The organism is Paraburkholderia sp. JHI869 (genome assembly GCF_038900775.1).
Classification (GTDB): Bacteria; Pseudomonadota; Gammaproteobacteria; order Burkholderiales; family Burkholderiaceae; genus Paraburkholderia.
Genome location: NZ_JAYMSC010000014.1, coordinates 112,642 through 135,606 on the forward strand (window position 1 = coordinate 112,642; position 22,965 = coordinate 135,606).

Here is a 22,965-nt window from a genome sequence, read left to right on the forward strand (position 1 = left end):
GCTTCGAATCTGGGGCACAAATGGAAATCGATACCACAGGATGGTTCCCATTGGACGACTATGCGCCGGCCCGGGAGGGCTGGTACGAAGTCAGGCTCACGACCGGAGATACGGCATTCTCCCGGTTTGTCGACGGGCATTGGACGGAGCAGCCCGTGCTTATGTTCACGCATTGGCGTGGTCTGAGCGCGGATCCGGGCGACTCGGCCGACAGCGAGCACATGGACGCGCAGGCTGCCGCCGCACAAGGCGTACGAGCGGCGTGGAACGCTTTTTTTCCCGCAGTGGGGGGGACGCATCCACTCAAGAAATAGCTGCTGTCACTTGCCCATGCAGCGGAGCCGTCATTCGGACGGCTGGCGTCGCGTCAATAGTTCCGAGCGGCCGCAGGCCGCACGTTCGCCTGAGGTCTGACGGTAGCGCCGCCAGAATGGCCAGCGTGTCGACGCGGCTCGCGTGGTTTGCGAGGTAAATTGTCTGATGCGCGTTGGGCGGGGTTGTGGCGTAGCGCCCGTGCGCGCCCACGACGATGCGCACAACGCCGGGCAGGAGGGATTGCAGGAGGTCACGCTTGATGGCCTCCGTCGTTCTAGGCTTCCGGATCGCGCACGATTGCGCGCGTATGCGTCACGCGCCGTTCAGGTATTGCCAATTGAAGCCATGCTGCACTTTGCGCACCGTTCCAACTGAAGTCTCAGGGAAGTGGGCGGGGAAGACGATCGCACCTGTTTTCGCTGCGTGATCGAGCAGCCATTGCCGTGAGGCTCGCGCCTGTGGCTGGTCCAGGCAGAAAGTCGAATTCCATTGAGGACGATAGACCTGTAGCGGACTATGCATGACGTCGCCGGAGAACAGCGCCGTCTCTCCTTGCGAGCGGATTTCGATCGCCATGTGGCCGATGCTGTGGCCCGGCGTCGGCAGAAAGCGAATGCCTTCGACGATGTCCTCCCCCGTGTCCGGCACCACGCGAGCCTGTTGCGCTTCGATGACGGGCAGCACGCTGTCCTCGAATACCATGCGCCGCGGCTCCCCTTCAGGCGTCGCGAAATAGTCGTGTTCGCGCTGGCTGAATACGTACGTGGCGTTAGGGAAAACAGGCGTCCATCGATCATTTTCCCAATGCGTGTTCCATCCAACGTGATCGACATGAAGATGCGTCAGCAGCACATAGTCCACTTGCTCGCGCCGGAAACCGGCTGCCTGGAAACGCTCGAGCACAGGGTTGTCGAGCCTGTCGAACAGTGCACTGAACGGCCGCGTCTTCCCGTTGCCGATCCCAGTGTCGACGACGGCGGTCAGACCGCTGATCTCGACGACCCACAAGTGTGTTTTCAACGGTACGCGTCGGTTCGTGAGATCGAGGCTGGCTGTAGCGAAGTGTGTTTCCAGTTCGCGTTCGCTTTCGGCGGTCCATTCGGGGAACAAAACCTCGGGAGCCAACGCGAACGCCGTCTCGTCGACCCGGGTGATCGTCGCCCCGCCCACGCGCCAGGTAATCGAAGTGTCTTTCACGGCGTTGTTCCTTAATGTTCAATCATGAAGTGTTTCATTGTGCAGCCAGCGTACGCGAAACCGGCGCAACGGGCACACGCCGCATGGCCACGGCATAGAGCACCGCGCCGATCAGTGCCGACAAGCCGCCGGTCAAGGCCAGCGCCACGCCGAGGCTATCGCCTCCGTGCCCGAGGTGTTCGTTGAGATAGCCGACTGCCAGAGGTCCCACGCCGCCGCTGATCGCATTGGTCATGAACACGAGCAGCGCGAGCGAGCGGCCGCGCATGCGGTTCGGCACGGCGATCTGCAACGGCACGGGTGCAAGACCCATCGCAATGCTCGCGGTGAATGCGCAAATGCCGTAGAGCACAATCGCGAGCGTGCTGTTGCCAACGAGCGGCATCGCGACCGCTGCCGGCACCAGTGTCGCCACCGCGCAGGCGGAAAAGCCCAGCACCTTGCGTAACGTGCTTTCGTCAGTGACGCGTGTTGCGAGCATGCCGGCGCACACAACACCGAGCGTCCCGCCGATCATGTAGGCGGGAGCGGCCATCTGGCCAACCATCTTCGGTGCGAGATGGAAATGCCGCATCAGCAAGGTCGGAAACCACGCGGCGTGCGAGTAGAACAGCGTGATCAATGCAACGTAAGCCGCGAAATAGGGCAGGCAGAAGCGATTGCGCACGAACAGTTCGATCAGGACGTCGCGCAGGGAGGGCATGGCGTCGGAGGTCTGTGTTGCGTGATCGAGCGCCTCGAGGCGCACCGGTTCACGAATCGTGAATGCCACCAGCGCGGCCAGCGCAAGCCCAGGCAGACCGACCGCAATGAACACTGCCTGCCACGGTTCCACGCCGTGTGCCGCAAGCCATGAGCCGCCGGTACCGTGCGCTGCGGACAGCAGCATGCCGCCGCCGAACAGCGCAACACCGCCGCCCACATACGGCCCGAGCATGAAGATGCTGCTCGCGCGCGCCACACGGCGCGGCGCAAAGATGTCGCTGAAGATCGACAAGGCCGCCGGGCTCAACGCTGCTTCGGCAATGGCGGTACCCGCACGGGCAACCAGCAACTCCGGGAAGTTCGAAGCGAAGCCGCATGCCATGGTCGAGATCGCCCAGATTGCGATGCAAGCCGCAATCAGTTTGACGCGGTTGGCTCGATCAACAAGCCGCGCGACGAAGACGCCCGCCGTTGCGTAGCACATCGTGAACGAAAGACCCTGTAGCAGGCCGATTTGCGTATCGGTAAGCGTGAGCGACTGCTTGATCGGCTGCACGAGAATGCTGACGATCTGCCGATCGAGATACGAAAACGCAAAGCAGATGAAAAACAGCGCCACGATGTAGGCCGGTCGTACGTCGCCGGAGGCAGGCCGTGCTGCTGGCCCGGCCTGCTGGGTCGAAAGAGGGTGAGCACTCATACATCTGTCTCCGCATGATGAGTCGGGGGAATGGGCAGGCACCGTTGTTGTTGTCCGGTGCTCAATTGGCGCGGGTCTCCGCAGCCAGCAATGCGATGCAGTCGCCGGGTTCCACGCGCGCGAATGTGCGCATGCACATCACGGTGGCGTCTGCATGAAAACGAATCTCCTGTGGCGCTTGCCACGGGCGGTGTGGATCGAAGAGCCGGCCCGCGATTTGACCTTCACGAACGCGATCACCGAGCGCAAAGGCAGGCTCGAACACGCCCGCATGCGGTGAATACACATAGTGGCGCGCGCCTTCCACGCGCAGAAAGCGCGTTTCGCCCGCGGGCAATGGATGGTCTTCCGGCACCAATCCAAGCCGGTGCAGCACCCGGTGCAGTCCGCTTTCGACAATCGCAAGGTTGGCCGCGTCGCAGCCTGCATGGCCGCCGAATTCGCCGCAAAGGAAGAGCTTTCCGTGGCGTTCGGCCGCTGCCGCGAACGTGCGGTCTTCGCCGAGCAGATCCATGATCATCGTGTTCGGCGCGCCGAACGCGCGGACAAGGTCGAAATACAGCGTACGCTGCTCGCCCTCTGCAGGCGGCGACGCGAGAAGCGTAGGCGCATGGTCGAACGATGCGCCGCCCGCGTGGAAGTCAATCACGATATCGGCCCGCGGCAGCAGCTCCGTTTCGACGTAGTGTGCAATCATCTCGGTCGGCTGCCCGTTGCGTGCGCCAGGGAAAAGCCGGTTCAGATTGCCGCGGTCGATGGGCGACGTGCGCGTGCCGTTGATGAAGGCCGGGAAATTCAGTGCGGGGATCACGATGAGGCGGCCGCGTATCGTCATCGAAGGCAGCCGCTGCAACAGCTTCATCAGCGCGACAGGGCCTTCGTATTCGTCACCGTGGTTGCCGCCCGTCAGCAGAACCGTGGGACCTGTGCCCGTTCCAGCGTTGAGCACCGCAAGGGGAATGGGGACGTGGCCGTATGCCGAGCGATCGTGTGACCACGGGAGCCTGAGCGTGCCGGTCTGAAAGCCCGTGCGCTCAAAATCCACGTCAGTGGAGAGAAGCGATGGAAGATTGGACATGGTGCGATCCATAGACATCGAGGCGGCGCCCCGGTTGCCCTGACTATCGCTGACACAAAAGCGCCTGCCCAATGCCGTTTTCTGCGGCGGGTGATGCCTTGAAGGCATCACCCGCTAGGTCTTCTCCCATCGGCGTGACATGTCAGGACGCCGCCTGCCGCAACTGGTCGACGAAGCGATCCAGAGCGGGATTTGCGCTGTTGGCACCGAAGCAGAATTCGAGCGGCAACGGCACCGAGAGATCCTGCAGATCGACGAAGCGCACGCGCGCCGGCGGCCGATCTCGATTTGCGGCGTTCACGATTGCGGCTCCCATGCCAGCGGAGACGAGCGAGAGGATCGCCGTTTCGGTGCCGGCCTCCTGCCGGATGTCGAGCGTGAGACCGCGCTCCGCGCAGGCGGCGAGCAACCGGTCGTAGTACGCGGGATAAACGCGTCGCGGAAACGCGATGAATGGCTTGTCGCGAAGCTCGGCAGTCGCGACGGCTCCTGTTTTGCCGAGCGACCACGCATCGGGGACAGCCAGCACGACATTCTGCTCGAGCACGGGCGTGCTCGCGATCCCTTCGGGCATCACACCCACGCGATAGCAGAAGCCACCGTGGAGCCGTCCCGCGGCAATCGATTCGAGTTGCTCCGGCGTGTTCATTGGCTGAAGTTCGAGTGTCACGTGCGGGACCGCCTGTTCGAATTCGCGCAAGGCACGCGCGACGATGCCGCTCCATGCCGCGTTTTCGACGAACCCGACGCGCAAATGCCCCTGCAAGCCGGAGGCGATCTGGCGCGCGAGGCGATTGGCGGCGTCGACGCGCTCCAGAATCTCCCTTGCTTGCACCAGGTAGGCTTCTCCCGCGGCTGTGAGCACCAGGCCGCGTGGCGTGCGTTCGAACAACGCGGCGCCGATGGCCTCTTCGAGGTCCTGTATTTGCCGGGAGATCGCGGGCTGCGTCACGTGAAGTTGTTCAGACGCCGCGCGTACGCTGCGCAACTCGGCGACGGCGATGAAATAGCGGAGATGCCGGAGTTCCATGGAGGTTTTGGGCCGGGACTGAGGCGTAATGGTAAACCACTCCGAATGGCCAGCCGCTACGGTGCGGAGATTGGCGTACGCCGGCGTGCACCGAAAAGAATGGAATCGGAACCCGCTTTTTGCTGCATTGCAAACAGTTGTTATACGAATTTATGCCTTGGCTATGGGGCCGCATTTTTTGTGCGGGTTTATACCTGGTATGAGCCTGAAAGCCAAAGCCGACAAGGCGTCTGCCGATGTGCTTACGAGGCATGAAGCAACTTCCACGAACAAACGATTGACATGCGGCAACTCGATCTTAGAATGGGCATTGCTGCATCGCACCACCGACTGTGTTCTGTGTCTTGTTGTCCGTGAGCTCGTGTGGACATTCAGGCACTTCCACCATGCATGGAGCCATTGATGAGCACTGAAACGACGGAGCAACTCGTCGCCGCGCAGAAAGCCGGCGTCGAACTATCGTTTGTTTTCCTGAACAAGGGATTTGAAGGCATTGAAAGGCTGGCTGAACTGAATGTGCAGGCGGTCAAATCGACCCTGGCTGAAAATCAGGAATTCGCCGTCAAGGCACTTTCTGCCAAAGAGCCTCAGGAAACGTTTTCACAACAGTCGATCCTCGTTCAACCTGCTGTTGAAAAAGTGCAGTCGTACTGGCGCCACGTCGCCGAAATCTTCTCCAGCACCCAGGCCGAATTTGCTGCGCTCGCAGAAGGACAGTGGAAGCAGTTCCAGAGCGATGCGCAGTCGCTCATCGACGGGCTCATGAAGAATGCGCCGGCGGGAAGCGAAACCGTAGTGGCGGCATTGAAGACGTTCATCACGACCGCAAGCGATACGGCCAATTCGGCGTATGAAACTGCTGCGAAAGCCGCGAGGCAAGCCGTGGAGACTGCTGAAAGCAATCTCGATGCTGCGTCACCTGCCAAACGGACCCGCCAGGCAGTTGTACCTGTCGAATCGGACGCCAAACAGTAGGGTTTTTGGCGGTTCTGTCGCAGTAAGGCGGTCCGCTATCATCTGCGGAACAGGATGAACGACTGAAGGCTCAATGAAGACGTTCATCCAGGCGGTAGCCCGTATGCTGAAGCGCTAGCATTCTGTGCGCGATCGGAGACCTCAAAATATAAGTAGTACTTTATATATCGACATTGCTCGCGTTGCGCTCCTTACTGCGAAAAACCTGAAGCGCAGGCCCGGGTTCCTTGCGACGGCCACTACCATCGATTGACAAAATGACATTACTGATTGGCATTCCTCTGGAGACAGCCACCGGAGAGCGGCGCGTTGCGACCGTGCCCGAGGTGGTCGAGAAACTGATCAAGCTGGGGTTCCAGGTTGCGGTGCAAAGCGGCGCCGGCGCAGGTGCGAACTTTGACGACGATGCCTACCGTGCGGCCGGTGCCGAGATCATGGCAACGGCCGCCGAACTCTGGGCCCGCAGCGACATCGTCTTCAAGGTACGCGCACCAGGTAGCGATGAAGTCGCGCAGATGCGCGAGGGCGGCATGCTGATCGGCTTTGTGTGGCCGGCGCAGAACCCCGAACTGATGCAGCAACTGGCCGCGAGGCACGCTACCGTCCTGGCCATCGATTCGCTTCCGCGCACGCTGTCACGCGCGCAGAAAATGGACGCGCTCACCTCGATGGCCGGCATCAGCGGCTACCGTGCGGTGATCGAGGCAGCCCATGCGTTCGGCCGCTTCCTGAACGGTCAGGTCACCGCTGCGGGCAAGGTTCCTCCCGCAAAGGTCTTCATTGCTGGCGCCGGCGTGGCGGGCCTGGCTGCCATCGGCACCGCGGCCAGTCTCGGCGCGATCGTGCGCGCCAACGACACGCGCGCCGAGGTGGCCGATCAGGTCAAGTCCCTGGGCGGCGAATTCGTCAAGGTGGACTACGAGGAGGAAGGCTCGGGCGGCGGCGGCTACGCGAAGGTCATGAGCGAGGGCTTCCAGCAGGCGCAGCGCGCGATGTACGCGCAGCAGGCGAAAGACGCGGACATCATCATCACGACCGCGCTGATTCCGGGCAAGCCGGCTCCGAAGCTCATCACGGCCGAAATGGTGCAGTCGATGAAGCCGGGCAGCGTGATCGTGGACATGGCAGCGGAGCAGGGCGGCAACTGCGAGTTGACCGTGCCTGGCGAAGCGGTGGTGCGTCACGGCGTGACCATCGTCGGCTACACCGATCTCGCCTCGCGTCTGGCCAGGCAATCCTCCACGTTGTATGGCAACAACCTGCTGCGCGTGGTCGAGGAACTGTGCAAGACGAAGGACGGCACGATCAACGTCGACTTCGACGACGACGCCATCCGCGGCCTTACGGTCATCAAGGAAGGCAACATCACCTGGCCGCCGCCGCCGATCAAGCAACCGGCCGTCGCGCCCAAACCCCAGCCCGCCGCTGCTGCTGCGGCAGCAGCGCCGAAGAAGGGCCACGGCAGCAGCGAGCCGATGTCGGCGAAGTCGCTGGCCATCGTGTTCGGCATCGGCGCGCTGGCCTTCCTGATGGTGGGGCTGTACGCACCGGCCTCGTTCCTGTCGCACTTCACGGTATTCGCACTGGCCTGTTTCATCGGCTACATGGTGATCTGGAACGTCACGCCGTCGCTGCACACGCCGCTCATGAGCGTGACCAACGCGATCTCGTCGATCATCGCCATCGGTGCGCTGGTGCAGGTCGCGCCGCCGCTGGGCGGCTCCGCGGTGGGCGACCGCCCGTCCGGGTTGATCCTGGGCCTGGCGGTGGGCGCATTGGCACTCACGGCCGTCAACATGTTCGGCGGTTTCGCGGTGACGCGGCGCATGCTGGCGATGTTCCGCAAATAAGGGGACGATAACAATGACTTCCAACCTGACTACCGTCTCCTATATCGGCGCGGCGATTCTCTTCATCCTGAGCCTGGGCGGGCTGGCCAATCCCGAGACCGCGCGTCGCGGCAACCTGCTCGGCATGATCGGCATGCTCATCGCGGTGCTGGCCACCGTACTTGGTCCGCGCGTGTCGGCCGAAGGCATTCCGTACGTGGTCGCTGCGCTCGTCGTCGGCGGCGCGGTCGGCCTGTTCGCCGCGAAGAAGGTGCAGATGACGCAGATGCCCGAACTGGTCGCGCTGATGCACAGCCTGGTCGGCCTGGCGGCGTGCCTCGTGGGCTTCGCCAGCTACATCGATACGTCGGTGCAGTTCGATGGCGCCGAGAAGGCCATTCACGAAGTCGAGATTTACGTAGGCATCCTGATCGGTGCAGTGACCTTTGCGGGCTCGGTCATTGCGTTCGGCAAGCTGTCGGGCAAGATCGGCGGCAAACCGCTGCTGCTGCCGGCACGGCACTGGCTGAACCTGGCCGCGCTGCTGATCGTGATTTACTACGGTCGCGTGTTCCTGCATGCAGAGACGATTCAGGACGGCATGATGCCGCTCGTCGTGATGACGGTGATCTCGCTGCTGTTCGGTGTGCACATGGTGATGGCGATCGGCGGCGCCGACATGCCCGTGGTGGTGTCGATGCTCAACAGCTACTCGGGCTGGGCGGCGGCGGCCACCGGCTTCATGCTCGGCAACGACCTGCTGATCGTGATCGGCGCGCTGGTGGGCTCGTCGGGCGCGATCCTGTCGTACATCATGTGCCGCGCGATGAACCGCAACTTCATCAGCGTGATTGCGGGCGGCTTTGGCAGTGGCGCGGGCGTGCCCGCAACTGCGGGCGGCGCGAGTGCGCAGCCGGCCGGCGAGGTGGTGGCGGTGAGCGCCGCCGAAACCGCCGAGCTGCTGCGGGAAGCGAAAAGCGTGATCATCGTGCCCGGGTATGGCATGGCCGTGGCGCAGGCCCAGCACACAGTCTTCGAACTCACGAAGCTGCTGCGTGAAAAGGGCGTCGACGTACGCTTCGCGATCCACCCGGTGGCGGGCCGCATGCCGGGCCACATGAACGTGCTGCTGGCCGAAGCGAAGGTGCCGTATGACATCGTGCTGGAGATGGACGAGATCAACACGGATTTCCCGGAGGCCGACGTGTCGGTGGTGATCGGCGCGAACGACATCGTGAACCCGGCGGCGCAGGAGGACCCGGCGAGCCCGATCGCCGGCATGCCGGTGCTCGAAGTGTGGAAGGCGAAGACGTCGATCGTGATGAAGCGCAGCATGGCTTCGGGCTATGCCGGCGTGGACAACCCGCTCTTCTACAAGGACAACAATCGCATGCTGTTCGGCGATGCGAAGTCGATGTTGAGCGAGATCTTCGGGGTGTTGAAAGCCTGAGCGTGGCGAAGCGGACTCGCCCAGCAACAACAAAGCGAGTCGGAGGAGGTCATGCCGCTCAGCCGGGCGTCGACAATGCCATTGTCGACGCCCGAAGCCATGCTTGCGCGACACCGGCACGAGGGATTCCAGCGACTTCAATCTTTTCGCATGCGCTCAACCAACGCTAGCAAGCGAGCACGCATTTCCTCGGCCGGCAAGTGCGTGGGCCAACCGTGACCCGGAAGCAGCCATTCGAAACGATACGCGGCCAGCTTGCCGAGCGATTCGGTGAGCTTCGTCCATGAGTACCAGCACGCGTCCCTGAATGCGACGAGGTCGCTCTGGCGTGGGCTCCAGGCGAGCGAATCACCCGCGAAGAGCACGCGATCATCGAGCAGGTAAGCGACGCTACCCCGAGTGTGTCCGGGCAATGGGATTGCGCGGACGCCGGTCGCAATGCTCGGTGCTGAACGGTCGTCGAGCAGATCCGTAGCATAGGGCGCAGCCGACCTGTCCTCCTGGTGAATCCAGACGCGCGCGCCGAATTGACGTGCGTATTTGTCGGCGTCCGCAACGTCGTCACAATGCGACAAAAGGATGTGTGCAATACCACCGGCGTCGTCAAACCATTTTACGAGTTCCGCCGCATAGCGCGGTGAGTCGATCAGCAGATTGCCGTCGGGACGCGCGGCAAAATAAGAATGCGCGCCAAACGACGACCGCGAGTTGAATCCGCAGCGCCACACACCCGATGTGATCTGCTGAGGAAAGATCGTGGCGTGCGGGCGGGGCAGCTTCGTTTCGCTGCGTACCGATGCCGTCGGGCATACGAGCACCGCACGCCACGCAGCAAGCTGCTCTTCGGGCGTGAAGGGCTGCCGAACGAAGACACTCTTGTCGTTTCGTTCGACAATCAGATCAGGCGCGACGTGACGCGATGCACCGCAATTGATGCACGCTGTGTCGATGTACCACTCCCCTGGGGCGGAGTCGGTATTGCGTGGCGGCTTCATTCGACGCTCAAGTTCCGATAAGTCATGGCGACCTCACGATTCACCATGATAGAACTTTCAGGCACCCTCCGCAGCCGGACGCGACGAGAGCGTCGAACAATCTGCGGACCGCCGAGGCCGCTGCACGCGCGCCGCCTGGCAGTCAGCACTTACCGGATCAAACGGCGGCCTCGTAGCATGGGAACGGTATTTGCGATCACCGTGGCAGGCAGAACTGGCTCGATTATTTGTCACGGCAGGCGCAGCAGATGCAAGTCCGGAAAGTTCATATGGTATGGGCGATGGTGCTCGCTTGTACATGCTCGGCGTTTTTCGCGCAGTCCGCCGACGCCCAGCAATCGGCCAGTGCTGGCGGCCCAAATCCTGATCCACCGGTTGCGCGCGCCGGGCGCAGCGACGCATTCCTGCCCACCACAAGCCTCGACAAAGAAATCGTCTGGATACCAGCCGATGCATCCGGCAAGGTCTTGCTGGAGACATCGATTTACAAGCCGGATGGTCCTGGACCATTCCCAATGATTGTCTTCAATCACGGCAAGAACCAGGGCGATCCGCACGAGCAGTCACGAAGCGACCCGCTGTCGCTCGCACGTGAATTCGTCCGTCGAGGTTACGTCGTCGTTGCGCCGAACCGGCGCGGCTTCGCGCATTCGGGCGGCGCATATGCACAGCATGGTTGCGACGTCTTAAGCAACGGGTGGGAGCAGGCCGCAGATATCACAGCGACGGTCGATTTCATGTCGAGGCAGCCATACGTAGACGCACAACGTATTGTGGTGGCTGGGGTCTCGCACGGTGGGCTTGCGACGATAGCATACGGTGCCAATGCTGCCCCCGGTGTGCGAGCGCTTATCAATTTTTCGGGCGGCCTTAGGCAGAACGCATGCACTGACTGGCAAGGCGATCTGACGCGTGCGTATGGCGCGTATGGCGAACACGCGCGAGTGCCTTCGTTATGGCTGTACGGCGCTAACGATTCACTATGGCCGGCTCCATTGATTCCCAGGATGTTCGCCGCCTACACCGCCAATGGCGCGAGCGCGCGCATAATTGACGTTGGCGTTTACAAACACGACTCCCATGGCCTTCCCGAAGATCGCGACGGTGTGCGTATATGGTGGCCACCCGTTAAAGCGTTTCTGGTGCGGGCCGGATTGCCGACCGGAATCGAGTACCGCGTTGCGGATCCGGTCAAACCAGAGGCAACTGGCTATGCTGCGATCGACTCGGTCGACGCTGTACCGTTCATCGATGATGCGGGCCGTCGTGCGTATAGAACGTTCCTGCAACAACTTCCGAGCCGTGCGTTCGCCGTGTCAGACTCGGGCGCATGGTCCTGGGCGGAAGGTGGCGATAACCCAATGGCTGTTGCAATGGCGAATTGTCAGAATCGGAGCACCGATCCCTGCAAGCTCTATGCGGTGGATGACACTGTAGTCTGGAGCGAGCGATCGCCGCAGTGATTCGCCCCGGCGACATCGCTCACCGCAAACGCGACCTTGGCTGGTTTGCGGGTTGCTGTGGTGCATTGGCCGTGCGACAGGAGACCATAGGGGTGCTCTTGTTGATTGATGTGCGCCGCGTGGAAATCCGGGCTCACCCGCCTGGCGACAATGATGGGTGAGCTGCTAGATACTGTGACGTTCTACAATTGGGACTTGTCCCGTGCAAGGCGAGCTTCGCCGGGCTTGCTACGGCCAGAACGGAACAGGAGCCACGCGCATGGCGGTCACTCACCATCGCGATGCCATGAACGCGGACTGACGCGGCCGCACAGGACTGCAAGGAGGCTATGCGATGCTCGCACTCTTTACCGATTTCGGGGCCGACGACATCTATGTCGGACAGGTGAGGGTCGCGTTGCTGAGGCACGCGGCAGCCGGCACCCCCATTATCGATGTGCTGCATACTGCCCCGAACTACGATCCGCAGGCAGGCGCGCATCTGCTCGCGGCGCTTGCGCGGTGGTATCCGCCGGACTGTGTCTTCCTGGCAGTGGTTGATCCCGGCGTGGGTAGCGAGCGGGATGCCGTCGTGCTGCAAGCGGACGGGCAGTGGTTCGTCGGGCCGGACAACGGATTGCTCTCGATCGTGGCGGCGCGCGCGGCGCGTACCCGGGCCTGGCGGATTACATGGCGTCCCGCCGCACTTTCCGCTTCATTTCATGGTCGCGACCTGTTCGCCCCGATGGCAGCATGGGTCAGCCGCGGCGAGTTGCCCCCCGACAAGCTCGCGGAAAGGACAGGCTTGCACGTGCAACTGGATGCGGGCGATCTCGCGGAGGTCATTTACGTCGATCACTACGGCAATGCACTGACGGGGCTGCGGGCGGGTACCGTGCCGAGATCTGCACGGCTGGGCATCGCAGATGCCGATGTCGAATATGCCCGGGTTTTTTCCGATGCAATGGCCGGTCAAGCCTTCTGGTACGAGAACTCGATCGGGCTCGTCGAGATCGCCGTGAATCGCGGCAGCGCCGCGTCGCAGCTTGGCATATGCGTGGGAGATCCCGTCCAGGTGATTGGGGGCGGTGAATCGGCGACATAGCGCCTTGCAAATAGGACGGTGTCGCTTATGCTGAAACGCTGTTTGCCCTCGAGGTTACCCGTCCGCTTTGCATGCGCGTCCGGCTATCCGCGCGGACGGGATATTGCCAGCCCCGTTCAGCACCAGATCACCCTGTCGTAACTGACCGTGCGCCGATAAACGTGCGTGGCGTTCCAGTTACATGTCGTGTATTCCATGTACGAATTGCTCAGTATGACTATCCAATGTGAAAGCGTATGCATCAAATTCTCCAGAGGTCAGAAGTGCCTTTAAGGGTCCTGTGGCTCAACCATTACGTGAATTGTTGAGCCGTTGGTGCGCCGTCGGATGCGACGTCCGCACAGTCCAGCTTCGACGTCTCAAGTTCGTCGCTAGATCAGGCGGTTCATCATCGCCTCCTGTTGCAGCAACCGATTCCTCGAGAATCTGAATCGACCCAGGGCCAAGACCGTCAATGAGATGGCACACCATTGTCGCGATGCAGCATTGAAGCGGCACCGGCAAGGGCGAGGATGCATGATGTGACGTCATGCTGCCGCTTGTGCCTCGACGCGGCAATTGCGAAATCCGCCAGCGCGTTTGGTGATTCCTGCGGTCGTCGCAAATCCATAGGCACGTGATACACAGTGGCGCCTGGCTGATGCTTATGAGCAAACCGTTTCGCCGCTGTTACGGGAACAGGAGTTCCTCGGGCGGGGGCGCACCTGCGGCATTAAGGCCAGGCTCGGCAAGTCGAACACGGACCGATAATCAGGCAGACAGAGAGTGCGAAACGAGGAGACCGCGATGAATCCCACCCATGTCTGCACACTTGCCTCCATGGAGGCGGCCGGCGACCTGAACGCTATCCAGGTCGCCCAGCTTCAGGCCGCGATCCACGAGCGCGCCAACATCGTGATATGTGGCCCCACAGGCGCCGACAAACGAGCGCTAATGCGAGCGCTCGTGTCCTGCGCTCTTGCCTCTCCTCCCACAGCGGTGCCGCGTGGCCGTACTGTCGTCATGACGCGTCGCGACGACGACTACCCGTTGCCGCACGTCACCGTGCGCATAGCGCCAGATCGTTGCGTTAGCGCCTTCGTCGAGGCCGTCCATCTCGCCCAGAAGTTGGCGACGGAGCGGTTGGTGATCGATGAGATCCTCTCCGGTTCCGAGACGGTCTACGCGCTCAGGGCACTTTACCGAGGGCGTGGCGGCCTTGTGATGGTACATGGCGATGGGGTCGATGCGCTCGATCGTCTGACCTCGCTCGTCGGACGGGACGTGGGGGCGGGCGCGGAGCCTGGGATTGCCACGCTCCTCGTTGACCGGAACATCGACATCGTCGTCGCCATCAAGCCGCGCCCGCGCTACGGCGACCGCTCAGCGGCCATCACCATCCACCGGTCCGCGGATCTTGTACGCGTTCGCGAGCGCGAGCATGCCAGCGCCCGGTCATGCGAGCACGCGCATCATTAATCGGCGGGAACGAGAGGGCGCACCAGACACACGTCGGCCACCGCACAATTGCAGCAGCTTCCGAAAAAGTACTGCAATCAGGGCCCGCGGCGTCCCCTCATTCCCCAACGTGCACATTGCACTTCGCGGCGATCTCCAGCAGCTTTGGAATATCCGGCGGCCCTGGGGGGACTTCCGCATCGATCATTGTGAAAAGCGAAGACGCCGTGCCCGTGTGTCCCGTTACCGAGAGCATCTCGCAACCGTCTGCGCCCATCGTGAAACTGTGAACCGCGCCAGCCGGTACATGAACGAGCGTCCCCGGCGTCGCAGTCGTAGTCGTTCCATTGCAACTGATCTCGACACTACCCTTGATGACATAGAACGACTCATCCCAGTCATGACTGTGGGGCGGCGGGCCACTACCTTCCGGGCCTTGCTGAAGGAAAATTTCGTAGCCCTGCGTGGCCTCACGCGAAGCCAGCACGGTGATCCCTTCGCCAAGAACGTTCAGAGTACGGGGATAGTCACCCGGCTTCACCACAAACGGTTGCGGATTCATGGCTGTGGTCTCCTTCGAAGGTCGAGCCGTTGTGCGCGTAACGGCAACGCCGTCAGCCGAAACGGCCCACAATGATGAGAGGAATGATGGTGGCGCCGAACACCGTACCCTGGCGGGTGTCGACGCCGCTACAGGGTAGGGACGGGCTTGCTCACGCGTATATGGCCTGGCGCACGCAAGGCAACAAGGCGATGAGGGATTTTGAGCCTCGAGCACTAAAGATACGACCCGAGATATCTTCTCGTCTAGGCTGAGTCGCCGCGAGCGTGCCGCTCGAACATCACATGAATCGCGCGACGCTGCATCAGCTTCCTGTCTTCACCGATTGCTGAGAACGTGGCTCACGGCTTCATCGATGATCCGTTAATCGTCCGCCAGAGAAAACACGATGTCCTGCGCGCCCTCCCACAGGACGAGTTTGCCGAATGCCTCAAGATGCTCATGGCCTTCGAGCAACGTAAAGAAGTGGTTGCCGGCAAGCTGGCCCATTTTGCTCGCAAAGATCGAGCTGCCATAGACAAACAGGAATTCAGTCTCGCTGAATCCTCCGGGATACAGAAGGATATCCCCGCGTGACGCGTGGCTAGTGTGATTTTCAAACGTGAGGCCAGTATCGAAATCGCCCAGCGGAATCCATACGGCTTCTCCGCTCCAGCGGGAATGAATCACCTTGTTCCTGAACGGCAGCAATTCGAGGAAGCGCTGGCAGGTGCGCGGCGCCCTTTCTTCTTCCAGTCGGCCGACGAAGCGGAATGGGCCGGCGTCTACGTTAATCTTTTTCATGTTGCCCTTGAAAGTCGAGTGCGCATTTGAGGTCTGCTGGTCCGCGTGGACCGGGCCGGAGGTCATAACCGGTTTATCCGCAGAAGTTTGACTCCGCTCCCGCCGGCTTGTCGAGCATACTAACTATAGCGTCAAGCATACGTGACGCTTTCCAGAACAGTCACACAGGCCTTCCTGACTCGATTTCAAGCGGGACCGGAACGAGCGCAACGCTCACCGCTCCATCGGCTGCGACGCGGGCAAGTGCGAGAATGGCGCGCCGCAACTGGAATGCACTCATTCCAGCGAGGCACTAGCCGCGTTGTTACCGACGTCCCCGGACATGCGGATACATTGCGGGTGCATCGCGCGATTCACCGCGAACGTAGGCGTCGACATAGTCACTAACGCGGCGCGCCGACGCCTTATTCCTCACGTGCAAATACGACGCCTGGTTGGTCGACGGCCCGCATCACACAGTGGCTCGCCTCGGCTCAAAACAGCGCCCACGACGCGGATGGGCTCCAGAGTCGATGACAACGTAAGGCGTCGACGGCCGCTCGAGCGGGAGACGGCGTTGGCTGACCGTTTCTGCCAGAGGACAGCGTTGCTTATGCCGCCAGATCGGGCGGCAGCTTTCCACCGTTTGCAGCGAGCGCCTGCATGAGCTGCTTGTGCAGCCACACATTCATGGTCGCGGAGTCGTCCGTGTCACCGTCGTACTTCAGCTCCTGCGCCAGTTGCTTGCGATGCCCCAGGCTGCTGTCGATACCCAGTGCCTTCATCGTGTCGACTATGGACGTGCGCCAGTTGAGCGTTTCCCCACTCTCGCTGGCTAGCTGATCCATGATTGTCGCGACATCCACATCGGCCAGCGGCGCAGCGGGCGGCGGTGCGTCCGGCGCGGCGGCCTGTGCCGCTGCAGGGTCCGGTGTGGGCTCGGTTGCTGGAGGCGGCTGATCCGGTTTCGCCTTGCCAAATAGTTTGCTGACGATATCGCCAAAAATGCTCATGAAGGACCTCCGGAAGTAAAAAGGGAGCGCGTGATCCATGCTGACGGCGCGCACCTGCGATGTTACGCGCAAGATATGTGCGTTGATGTGAACGAGATTGCCAGGGCGTGTCAAATCCGTACGCAGCCATTCGACTCCCGGACAGGTTTCGCGTCGACGACTGCACAGCGAAGGCGACGTGCATGGACGCACGCGCCTGCCAACGGAATGCGTCGCGTATCGCACCGAACCGGGCGAGGCACCGCCGAAGCTGAAGGTCCGCGAACGGTGAGGTGCATTGAGCAGGCTGCGAAACACAGACCTCGACCAGTGGGAGAATCGAGGCACCAACCTCCTTAACCTCAGACCGGCGAGGCGCACATGAAAACGATCATCGAAATCGAATTCACCAGCGAGCAGATAGCTGTTGGCTATGACGGTCCAACGATCCTCGCGGTGCACGAGACGGGGGACCCGTTCCCGCGAGGTGGCGACCTGATCGAACTTGAGGTCGGCAACACCACGGAGCGGTTCAGGGTGGTCGAGCGTGTGCTTTCGTTTCGCACTGATGCGCTGCACATCATTCTGATCCTCGGGCATTGACGCGACTGAAGGGGCAGAACGTCTCGAAGCACGTCTGTATGATTACGAGCCTGTTCGGCGCCGCACGCAACATGCTCGCTGACGCTGTACTCCGAGATCAGCACTGCCTGAGGCGATCAGCACGAACTCGTTGCCGTGCGCGAGCCACTGTGCCGTCTGCACGGGGAATTTTTCGATATGTGCATCGCCACGACAACGGTGCGGCAGCGTGGACACCGAGCGTTACCGGGCCACACGAACGCTCTTCCGCCACGACTAGAGGAAGAGGCGCACCTAATGTGCGCTTTTCTTTTTGTCTCTCGACTCAGTGCTCGGCTTGCTGTTGCGCGAGGTATTTGTCGAGCGCGTCCATTGTTCCGCCCCAACCTTGAGACATGCTGGCGTGCGACGCGTCGAAGATGGCTTCCTCGGCTTCGCTGGCATCCAGCGCGCGCCACTCAAGGCGCATCAACGTTCCACTTTCGATTTCACTTAGCGTGGTTGTCGAGAGCGTATAGAGTGGCCATTGCTCCGACATCGGATGTCGTGTCACACCGCCTTCGGCATCACTAAACTGCACGACGACGACGATGCGCTCGGGGGGCGTCAAATCGCGGAACGTCCATTTGCCCCACATCGCCGGAGCCTCAGGCGCGTTGCGCGGCTTCATCGCGTAGTGAAAGACGCCACCGACACGCGCATCGACAGTGCAGTGGGGCATTTCCATCCCGGGCGGGCTCATCCACTTGCTCAAATGCTCAGCTTCGGTCAACGCGGCGTATACGAGTTCGCGCGGCGCGGCGAAGCGGCGCTCGATGACGAAGGGAGCGGACAATTTGTCAGTCATGGCGGCGAGTCTTCCTGGTTCGGGTTGAGGAAACTTTGGACGTGTTTTTCGCGGCAGCCTTTCCGTGGGGGTCCTTGACAGGCTTCTGTTGCAATTGCTGCAGGTAGCTGTCGAGCTGGTCGAGACGCTGCTCCCACAGGGCGCGATACTGCAGTGCCCAGTCGGCGGCCTGCTTGAGCGGCGCAGGCGCGATGCGACACGGGCGAAACTGGCGGTCGCGCCCTTGAATGATGAGGCCGGCCCTTGCGAGAACGCGCAGGTGCTTGCTGATGGCCGGCGCGCTCATTTCGAAAGGGCCGGCCAAATCGCCAACCGTGGCTTCGCCTTGCGCCAGTCTGGCGAGGATGGCGCGTCGCGTCGGGTCAGCCAGCGCGGCAAACGTGATGCTGAGCGAGTCCGCTTCCAATTATTTTTCCAATTGGTTAATTAGCTGATAGGTTAATCATGTTGCTAACCAGGTCCGCTTGTCAAGCGACTGCGCGAGAATTCGCAGTGGGTCCGCACCTGATCGAGGTCATGAATCCCGGGCACGGCGGTCAATGGTCGAACCAGCGATACTGCAGCGCGACCGTAACAATCTGGTAGTCACCCGCTGCGCGCGTGACGAAGCCGCGCGAGTAAGCGAGCTTGGCAGACCAGCCATGCCCGAGTGGGACCGCGAACGTTACTCCGCCACGCGCATTGGCCTGGCCGCTGCTGTTTGATACACCATTCACGCTTGTGGCGCCGCCGAGCGCATAGCCGAGATCGACGGCGAGCCAGAGCCCCGGCCGGAAGCTGTAGCCACCGTGCAGTTGTGTGACCGTGAGCGGCGCCTGGCTTTTATCCGCGCCGTTGAAAAAATCTTTGTTGTTCGTGAATAACCAGACGCCGGCCGAGGCCTCGAAGAACCAGTTTCCCCAGGGCTGGGATAGCCCGATCTCTGGCTTGAACGCCCAACGGTTGTTGCCTACGTTCACGAGGTGCGAAGGAACATATTGGCCCGTCGGAGCCTGGACGGTCAGGCTTGCGCCCAGTGAAGTGATGGGTTTTGCGCTTGCAAACGCCTCTGGGGTAAGTGCAGGATTGCCAACCAGGTTAAGGGCGAAGCGCATTTGCATGTCACCGATGCCGGCCCGATGAACTTCCGTCGGCGCGCCTATGACGAGTCCGCTCAGGTCTCCACTCACGAAAGGCAGGGCAAGGCCGATAGACGCCGTACGATTCGCCAGCGCGAACGTGTGCACATAGCCGAGTAACACGTCGTTGAATCGCGCGCTGACACCCGCTATCGGCAGAGATGGGTCAGTGAGTACGTCGCCACTAATGTGTGCATAACTGGCGACGAGAAAGTTCGTGCCAACGGGCGAAGGGGAGTAGGTGCGCGGTTCCAGTTCTTGCGCGAGCGCAGTTGCCCGCCAGAGTGACGCGGCGGCGCTGAAACAGAAGTACCTCCAGTGAGCGGATCGCCTGCTCATGGCGGTTCAATCCAGGAATCCGGCAGTGTGCAATACGCCCGGCGCTGCCGGACAGCAAATGATGCGAACAAAGGCGCAGCATAGCTGTGCCTTTTGCTACCGGAAATAGGACGTTGGTCCGATAGCCGGTGCCATGGGAAAATCTCAGGTTCGCGACGATTCAAGCGATTGGGAGCCGGGAGGAAGCCACCAGTCATGGTCTGGACGGCGTGCGTCGAATCCGCGTACAAGCTGCGTCAGTGAGCAAGCTTCGCTCCACATCGACGAGACGATCCGGAACGACGCAGCCTGAATGTATTCGTGAACGTCAGTTGGAAACCAGCCCAGATGCGTCGGTCAGCCGACCGCTCGTCCGTTCTGGCATGAGTCAACCAGTAGGTTGTCGTGAATCGACAGGTCAGTGTTGAGTTCAGGCGTATACGAGATTCGGGACTGGGCGCGAGGTAAAAGCCGCAATGCCCTTTCAGGAGACGTGCGGGAGTTTGGCAACGGCGTAAGACCAAGGTCCGACTTGCCCTTTTCGCCAGTATTGACACCATGGATGCGTTGCTCGCCGGCACGAAGGTGACCAGGCTCAACCTGTGAAGTGCCATCGCGGCATTGCTCGATACCGCGACATACGAAGTCCGGGCTGTCCATCGGCAGCAGCAGGTAGACCGCCTTGCGCACTTCAAGCGCGATGGAGTTGGCGCCCGTCACATTGAGTGAGTTGGCGAGGCTCTCCGCGCAACGCACCAGTTCCGGGGCGGCAGCGGAGTTCTGGTAGTCGAGACCAATTGCTGCGCATGAGCCGACACGTCGGCGCTGGTATCAGCGTTCGTACTGCGTTGCCTCACAGAAAGGGGACGTGACATGAAGAACTCGCCGAAGATCTGGCCGATGATTTCCGCGTTGACGATCTCGTTCGCCGGTATAGCCGCAGGAGGCACGGCGGAGGGCGCGACACATCTGAGCGCAAAGCAATGCCACGATCTCACCGCTATCAAGAACCACGCGCCCGTTACAAAAGAGCAAAACCAAAGTGAACTGGCCGCGCTGAGGAAGGCTGGATACGACCCAAAAAGGTTCGACCCGCACTATCCGAAGAATCTACATGAGGCGCAACATCAGGTCGATCGTTGGTATGAGGCGGAATGCCCTCAGGCGCAGCACAATTGAGGCGGGCAGGCGAGTCGACTCACCGCACGATTTGCGGTTGACTTGTGGCCGATCACCGACGAGCGAGACGCCGATACCGAGGTGTGAGAACGACTCGGGTCGACCCTGAGCGGCGGAGTGCGCGACATCGTTCATCACGAGATGGTAAGTGTCCGGCAACTCTTTGGTCTCCTGGCGCTTTCAATGGAACCCGACACGAAAGGAAGCAGCACAGGCACGCTTCTCTTGCCTTCCACAACGTCGCATTCTCGGGCGCTCTTCGAGGCAGCGCACGGCAATATGAATGCCGATGTCCCTTCTCGCACGCGCGCGTAGGGACATCAGTGGTGAAACCAGAATGCGTTTCAGTTGAGCATCGTCCCGCCGATCCGTCCTTCCCAGATAGCGTTGTTGATGTCGAAATCGTTGACGGTCCCAGTGGCGGGGCCGCCATCGACCGTGACGATGACGTTGCGTGCGCCGACGATCCGCTGCATTTGTGCGTGCGTGAGCGTGGCTTCCTCATTTTCCGCGAGCGGATTGTGCGGAATGTCCGCGATGACGAGAATGCTCTTCATGATGTTTCTCCGGGCTATGCGAGTACGAAAGATCGTGAGATCTGGATGAGCACAGCACATGCTCGCTCGACTTATCGCAAGGGCTGTGCCAATATCCGCGCTCGCACGTATGAATGTACTGATGCCTTGATTGGTGGGTCCGTGCACATGTTCCGCTCGCGCGTACTTCCGACCTCGACGGCCTTTATGTTGGACGCCCGCGAACAGGTATGTCGCGGGCTGTGGGGGAAAGAGCGGCGCCGGTTGCAAATTGCCATAGCGGAGCCCGACCGCGGACAGCAAGCCGTCGTGTCTGCCCGCCAGGTCGGTCTGCCTCGCTGGTGTCTGTTCCCGATTGAGGTCTCCTGACTACCCCCAATTCTTCGTCAGCTCAGCGTTTCACAGCGGCCGCTGACCACGCATTCGCTCAACGTCAACGAAAGCCGAATTGTGTGCGTAGTTCTCCATCAACAGATCAGCGAGTGGAAGCCACAACGGAGTGTTGGGCAATCTCGGCATTCGATAGGCATGGTGAACCAATGACTGTGCAGCGCACTTGTGGCTACTCCCGCTGCATCCGTGCATCGTGGCGCTTGATCACGTCCAGGACCACCGCCGTCATCACCGACGTCGAGACCCCGAACATGAGGATGCCATTTGCGGCTTCGATCGGGCCAAGCATGCGCCAGTGCTTTGACATGACGATATCGCCGTAGCCGAGCGTGGAGAAGTTGACCCCGGAGTGATACAGAGCGGTGGTGAAATCGGGAAACTCACCCAGGAGCATGAACAGCGCCGCCCAGATCGCCATCTGGGCGAAATTGCAGAGCAAGGTCAGCAGCATCACTGATGACAACAGCAGCACATCGATCCACAGCGGTTCTTTGCCTCTATGCGTGTGCTTGAAGCGCGCGTAGCGGCGCAGGCAGAGGCTTACGACCGCGCCCTGCATCAGCAGGCACAGGAGCATGACGGGAGTGGCGACCAGTACATTGTGCAGCATGATTGACTCCGTTATCGGCGGAACGCACCGGTGCATACGTCGCCGCATTCGAGACGCGGAGGTCGCACGTTCACGACGCGATGGTCCGGCGTTTCTTCGCCAACTACCGCTTGACGCTACCCGAAGACAGGGGCGCCCTGTTCGATCGTTATGAACTGGTGGAGGTCGCCATGTCGAGTTTCACGAAATTCCTTCGTGGAACTATGGTCGTCCTGGCTAGGGTGAAGGAAAAGATCACACACACTCATGCGCTCACGGCTACCCTCGTGGATTTCGGAGCACCGGAGAAGCGTTGGCGCCAGACCGGGCCCGACAAGACTCACCGAATCATGGCTGTTGGCTTGCCTGATCGATTCAGGCCTTCCCGCACAGTACATCCGCGGCGTCGGCCAATGGCTTGTCCGGATCAATGTCGAAATCCTCGCTTGGGCCGCCTTGCCATTCCTTCACCAGCTTGCCGTGTAACCACGGGGATTCGGACATCATCGAATACTGCCGTGTAGCACAGTTGATAACGAGCTTCACAGATCGCTTGTCATACACCGTACCCGACAGATTCCCTGATTCACGGAGCACGATCAGGAGCATCGCGTCGACAAGCGGGCCCTCCTTCCTGAGTGCAGACCGGTCTACACTTATGGTTCCGAGCGACGACGTATAGATAGAATCCCATGTGGCTGAGCGGGACGTGGCGCACATGACCATCAGAAGACCGGCGAGCATTACCGTGCGCAGCATTTTTTCCTCCCATTATTCCCCAGCGTGAAATCCAGGGCTCTCTCGTCAGCGGATCGTTGCCTGCACAGCC

At 61.2% G+C, this 22,965-nt stretch carries 23 protein-coding genes and 1 pseudogene; 9 read left to right on the forward strand and 15 right to left on the reverse strand.

What is annotated here, in order from left to right; all coding sequences use genetic code 11:
- The first annotated feature begins 20 nt into the window (after positions 1-20).
- Positions 21-314, forward strand: coding sequence for a hypothetical protein (locus VSR72_RS23545; protein WP_342954745.1), 294 nt, complete (start codon positions 21-23; stop codon positions 312-314).
- 313 nt (positions 315-627) lie between these two features.
- Here VSR72_RS23545 and VSR72_RS23550 read toward each other — a convergent pair whose 3' ends face one another.
- From VSR72_RS23550 to VSR72_RS23565, 4 genes are all read right to left on the reverse strand, one after another.
- Positions 628-1,485, reverse strand: a complete 858-nt coding sequence (locus VSR72_RS23550; RefSeq protein ID WP_342954746.1) for an MBL fold metallo-hydrolase — start codon at positions 1,483-1,485, stop codon at positions 628-630.
- 61 nt (positions 1,486-1,546) lie between these two features.
- The gene (locus VSR72_RS23555) at positions 1,547-2,917 is read right to left on the reverse strand and encodes an MFS transporter (protein WP_342954747.1); all 1,371 of its coding nucleotides are present in this window, start codon (positions 2,915-2,917) and stop codon (positions 1,547-1,549) included.
- Between the two features lie 61 nt (positions 2,918-2,978).
- A complete protein-coding gene (locus VSR72_RS23560; protein ID WP_342954748.1) occupies positions 2,979-3,995 on the reverse strand; it encodes a succinylglutamate desuccinylase/aspartoacylase family protein in 1,017 nt (338 codons plus the stop codon).
- Positions 3,996-4,137: 142 nt separating this feature from the next.
- Positions 4,138-5,025 (reverse strand): LysR family transcriptional regulator, encoded by an 888-nt coding sequence (locus tag VSR72_RS23565; protein ID WP_342954749.1) that lies wholly within the window; start codon positions 5,023-5,025, stop codon positions 4,138-4,140.
- Between the two features lie 402 nt (positions 5,026-5,427).
- On the opposite strand from VSR72_RS23565, the gene phaP reads away from it, so the two are divergent.
- The 3 genes from phaP to pntB all read left to right on the forward strand — a co-directional run bounded on the left by phaP (position 5,428) and on the right by pntB (position 9,279).
- A complete protein-coding gene (gene phaP / locus VSR72_RS23570) occupies positions 5,428-6,000 on the forward strand; it encodes a TIGR01841 family phasin (protein WP_342954750.1) in 573 nt (190 codons plus the stop codon).
- Positions 6,001-6,257: 257 nt separating this feature from the next.
- The gene (locus tag VSR72_RS23575) at positions 6,258-7,850 is read left to right on the forward strand and encodes a Re/Si-specific NAD(P)(+) transhydrogenase subunit alpha (protein ID WP_342954751.1); all 1,593 of its coding nucleotides are present in this window, start codon (positions 6,258-6,260) and stop codon (positions 7,848-7,850) included.
- Positions 7,851-7,863: 13 nt separating this feature from the next.
- Positions 7,864-9,279, forward strand: coding sequence for a Re/Si-specific NAD(P)(+) transhydrogenase subunit beta (gene pntB, locus VSR72_RS23580; RefSeq protein WP_342954752.1), 1,416 nt, complete (start codon positions 7,864-7,866; stop codon positions 9,277-9,279).
- 137 nt (positions 9,280-9,416) lie between these two features.
- Here pntB and VSR72_RS23585 read toward each other — a convergent pair whose 3' ends face one another.
- Positions 9,417-10,274, reverse strand: a complete 858-nt coding sequence (locus VSR72_RS23585) for an MBL fold metallo-hydrolase (RefSeq protein WP_342954753.1) — start codon at positions 10,272-10,274, stop codon at positions 9,417-9,419.
- Positions 10,275-10,522: 248 nt separating this feature from the next.
- On the opposite strand from VSR72_RS23585, the gene VSR72_RS23590 reads away from it, so the two are divergent.
- From VSR72_RS23590 to VSR72_RS23600, 3 genes are all read left to right on the forward strand, one after another.
- Positions 10,523-11,737, forward strand: coding sequence for a CocE/NonD family hydrolase (locus VSR72_RS23590; RefSeq protein ID WP_342954754.1), 1,215 nt, complete (start codon positions 10,523-10,525; stop codon positions 11,735-11,737).
- A 334-nt stretch (positions 11,738-12,071) separates the two neighbouring features.
- Complete coding sequence (locus VSR72_RS23595; protein ID WP_342954755.1) at positions 12,072-12,821, forward strand: SAM-dependent chlorinase/fluorinase; 750 nt, start codon at positions 12,072-12,074, stop codon at positions 12,819-12,821.
- Positions 12,822-13,607: 786 nt separating this feature from the next.
- Positions 13,608-14,279, forward strand: a complete 672-nt coding sequence (locus VSR72_RS23600; protein WP_342954756.1) for a hypothetical protein — start codon at positions 13,608-13,610, stop codon at positions 14,277-14,279.
- Between the two features lie 97 nt (positions 14,280-14,376).
- On the opposite strand, the gene VSR72_RS23605 is transcribed toward VSR72_RS23600, so the two are convergent.
- From VSR72_RS23605 to VSR72_RS23615, 3 genes are all read right to left on the reverse strand, one after another.
- Positions 14,377-14,820 carry a cupin domain-containing protein gene (locus tag VSR72_RS23605; protein WP_342954757.1) on the reverse strand — a complete coding sequence of 148 codons (444 nt, stop codon included), beginning with the start codon at positions 14,818-14,820 and terminating at the stop codon, positions 14,377-14,379.
- Positions 14,821-15,183: 363 nt separating this feature from the next.
- Positions 15,184-15,603, reverse strand: coding sequence for a DUF3830 family protein (locus VSR72_RS23610; RefSeq protein WP_342954832.1), 420 nt, complete (start codon positions 15,601-15,603; stop codon positions 15,184-15,186).
- 590 nt (positions 15,604-16,193) lie between these two features.
- Positions 16,194-16,595 carry a DUF3597 domain-containing protein gene (locus VSR72_RS23615; RefSeq protein ID WP_342954758.1) on the reverse strand — a complete coding sequence of 134 codons (402 nt, stop codon included), beginning with the start codon at positions 16,593-16,595 and terminating at the stop codon, positions 16,194-16,196.
- Between the two features lie 360 nt (positions 16,596-16,955).
- Here VSR72_RS23615 and VSR72_RS23620 point away from each other — a divergent pair, with 360 nt between their 5' ends.
- Positions 16,956-17,177, forward strand: coding sequence for a hypothetical protein (locus VSR72_RS23620; protein WP_342954759.1), 222 nt, complete (start codon positions 16,956-16,958; stop codon positions 17,175-17,177).
- 304 nt (positions 17,178-17,481) lie between these two features.
- On the opposite strand, the gene VSR72_RS23625 is transcribed toward VSR72_RS23620, so the two are convergent.
- The 4 genes and pseudogenes from VSR72_RS23625 to VSR72_RS23640 form a co-directional block, all read right to left on the reverse strand.
- On the reverse strand, positions 17,482-18,003 hold the full coding sequence (locus VSR72_RS23625; RefSeq protein WP_342954760.1) for an SRPBCC domain-containing protein: 522 nt from the start codon (positions 18,001-18,003) through the stop codon (positions 17,482-17,484).
- A complete protein-coding gene (locus tag VSR72_RS23630) occupies positions 17,996-18,409 on the reverse strand; it encodes a metalloregulator ArsR/SmtB family transcription factor (protein ID WP_342954761.1) in 414 nt (137 codons plus the stop codon). Before VSR72_RS23630 ends, VSR72_RS23625 begins: the two co-directional genes overlap by 8 nt.
- Positions 18,410-18,539: 130 nt before the next feature.
- A complete protein-coding gene (locus VSR72_RS23635) occupies positions 18,540-19,460 on the reverse strand; it encodes a transporter (protein ID WP_342954762.1) in 921 nt (306 codons plus the stop codon).
- A gap of 633 nt (positions 19,461-20,093) precedes the next feature.
- A pseudogene (locus tag VSR72_RS23640) lies at positions 20,094-20,246 on the reverse strand (AraC family transcriptional regulator); the annotation flags it as partial.
- Between the two features lie 66 nt (positions 20,247-20,312).
- Here VSR72_RS23640 and VSR72_RS23645 point away from each other — a divergent pair.
- Positions 20,313-20,618, forward strand: coding sequence for a DUF4148 domain-containing protein (locus VSR72_RS23645; protein ID WP_342954763.1), 306 nt, complete (start codon positions 20,313-20,315; stop codon positions 20,616-20,618).
- A 344-nt stretch (positions 20,619-20,962) separates the two neighbouring features.
- On the opposite strand, the gene VSR72_RS23650 is transcribed toward VSR72_RS23645, so the two are convergent.
- The 3 genes from VSR72_RS23650 to VSR72_RS23660 all read right to left on the reverse strand — a co-directional run bounded on the left by VSR72_RS23650 (position 20,963) and on the right by VSR72_RS23660 (position 22,895).
- On the reverse strand, positions 20,963-21,175 hold the full coding sequence (locus VSR72_RS23650; protein WP_342954764.1) for a hypothetical protein: 213 nt from the start codon (positions 21,173-21,175) through the stop codon (positions 20,963-20,965).
- A 541-nt stretch (positions 21,176-21,716) separates the two neighbouring features.
- The gene (locus VSR72_RS23655; protein WP_342954765.1) at positions 21,717-22,157 is read right to left on the reverse strand and encodes a potassium channel family protein; all 441 of its coding nucleotides are present in this window, start codon (positions 22,155-22,157) and stop codon (positions 21,717-21,719) included.
- Positions 22,158-22,511: 354 nt separating this feature from the next.
- Positions 22,512-22,895 (reverse strand): hypothetical protein, encoded by a 384-nt coding sequence (locus VSR72_RS23660; protein WP_342954766.1) that lies wholly within the window; start codon positions 22,893-22,895, stop codon positions 22,512-22,514.
- Between the last annotated feature and the right edge of the window lie 70 nt (positions 22,896-22,965).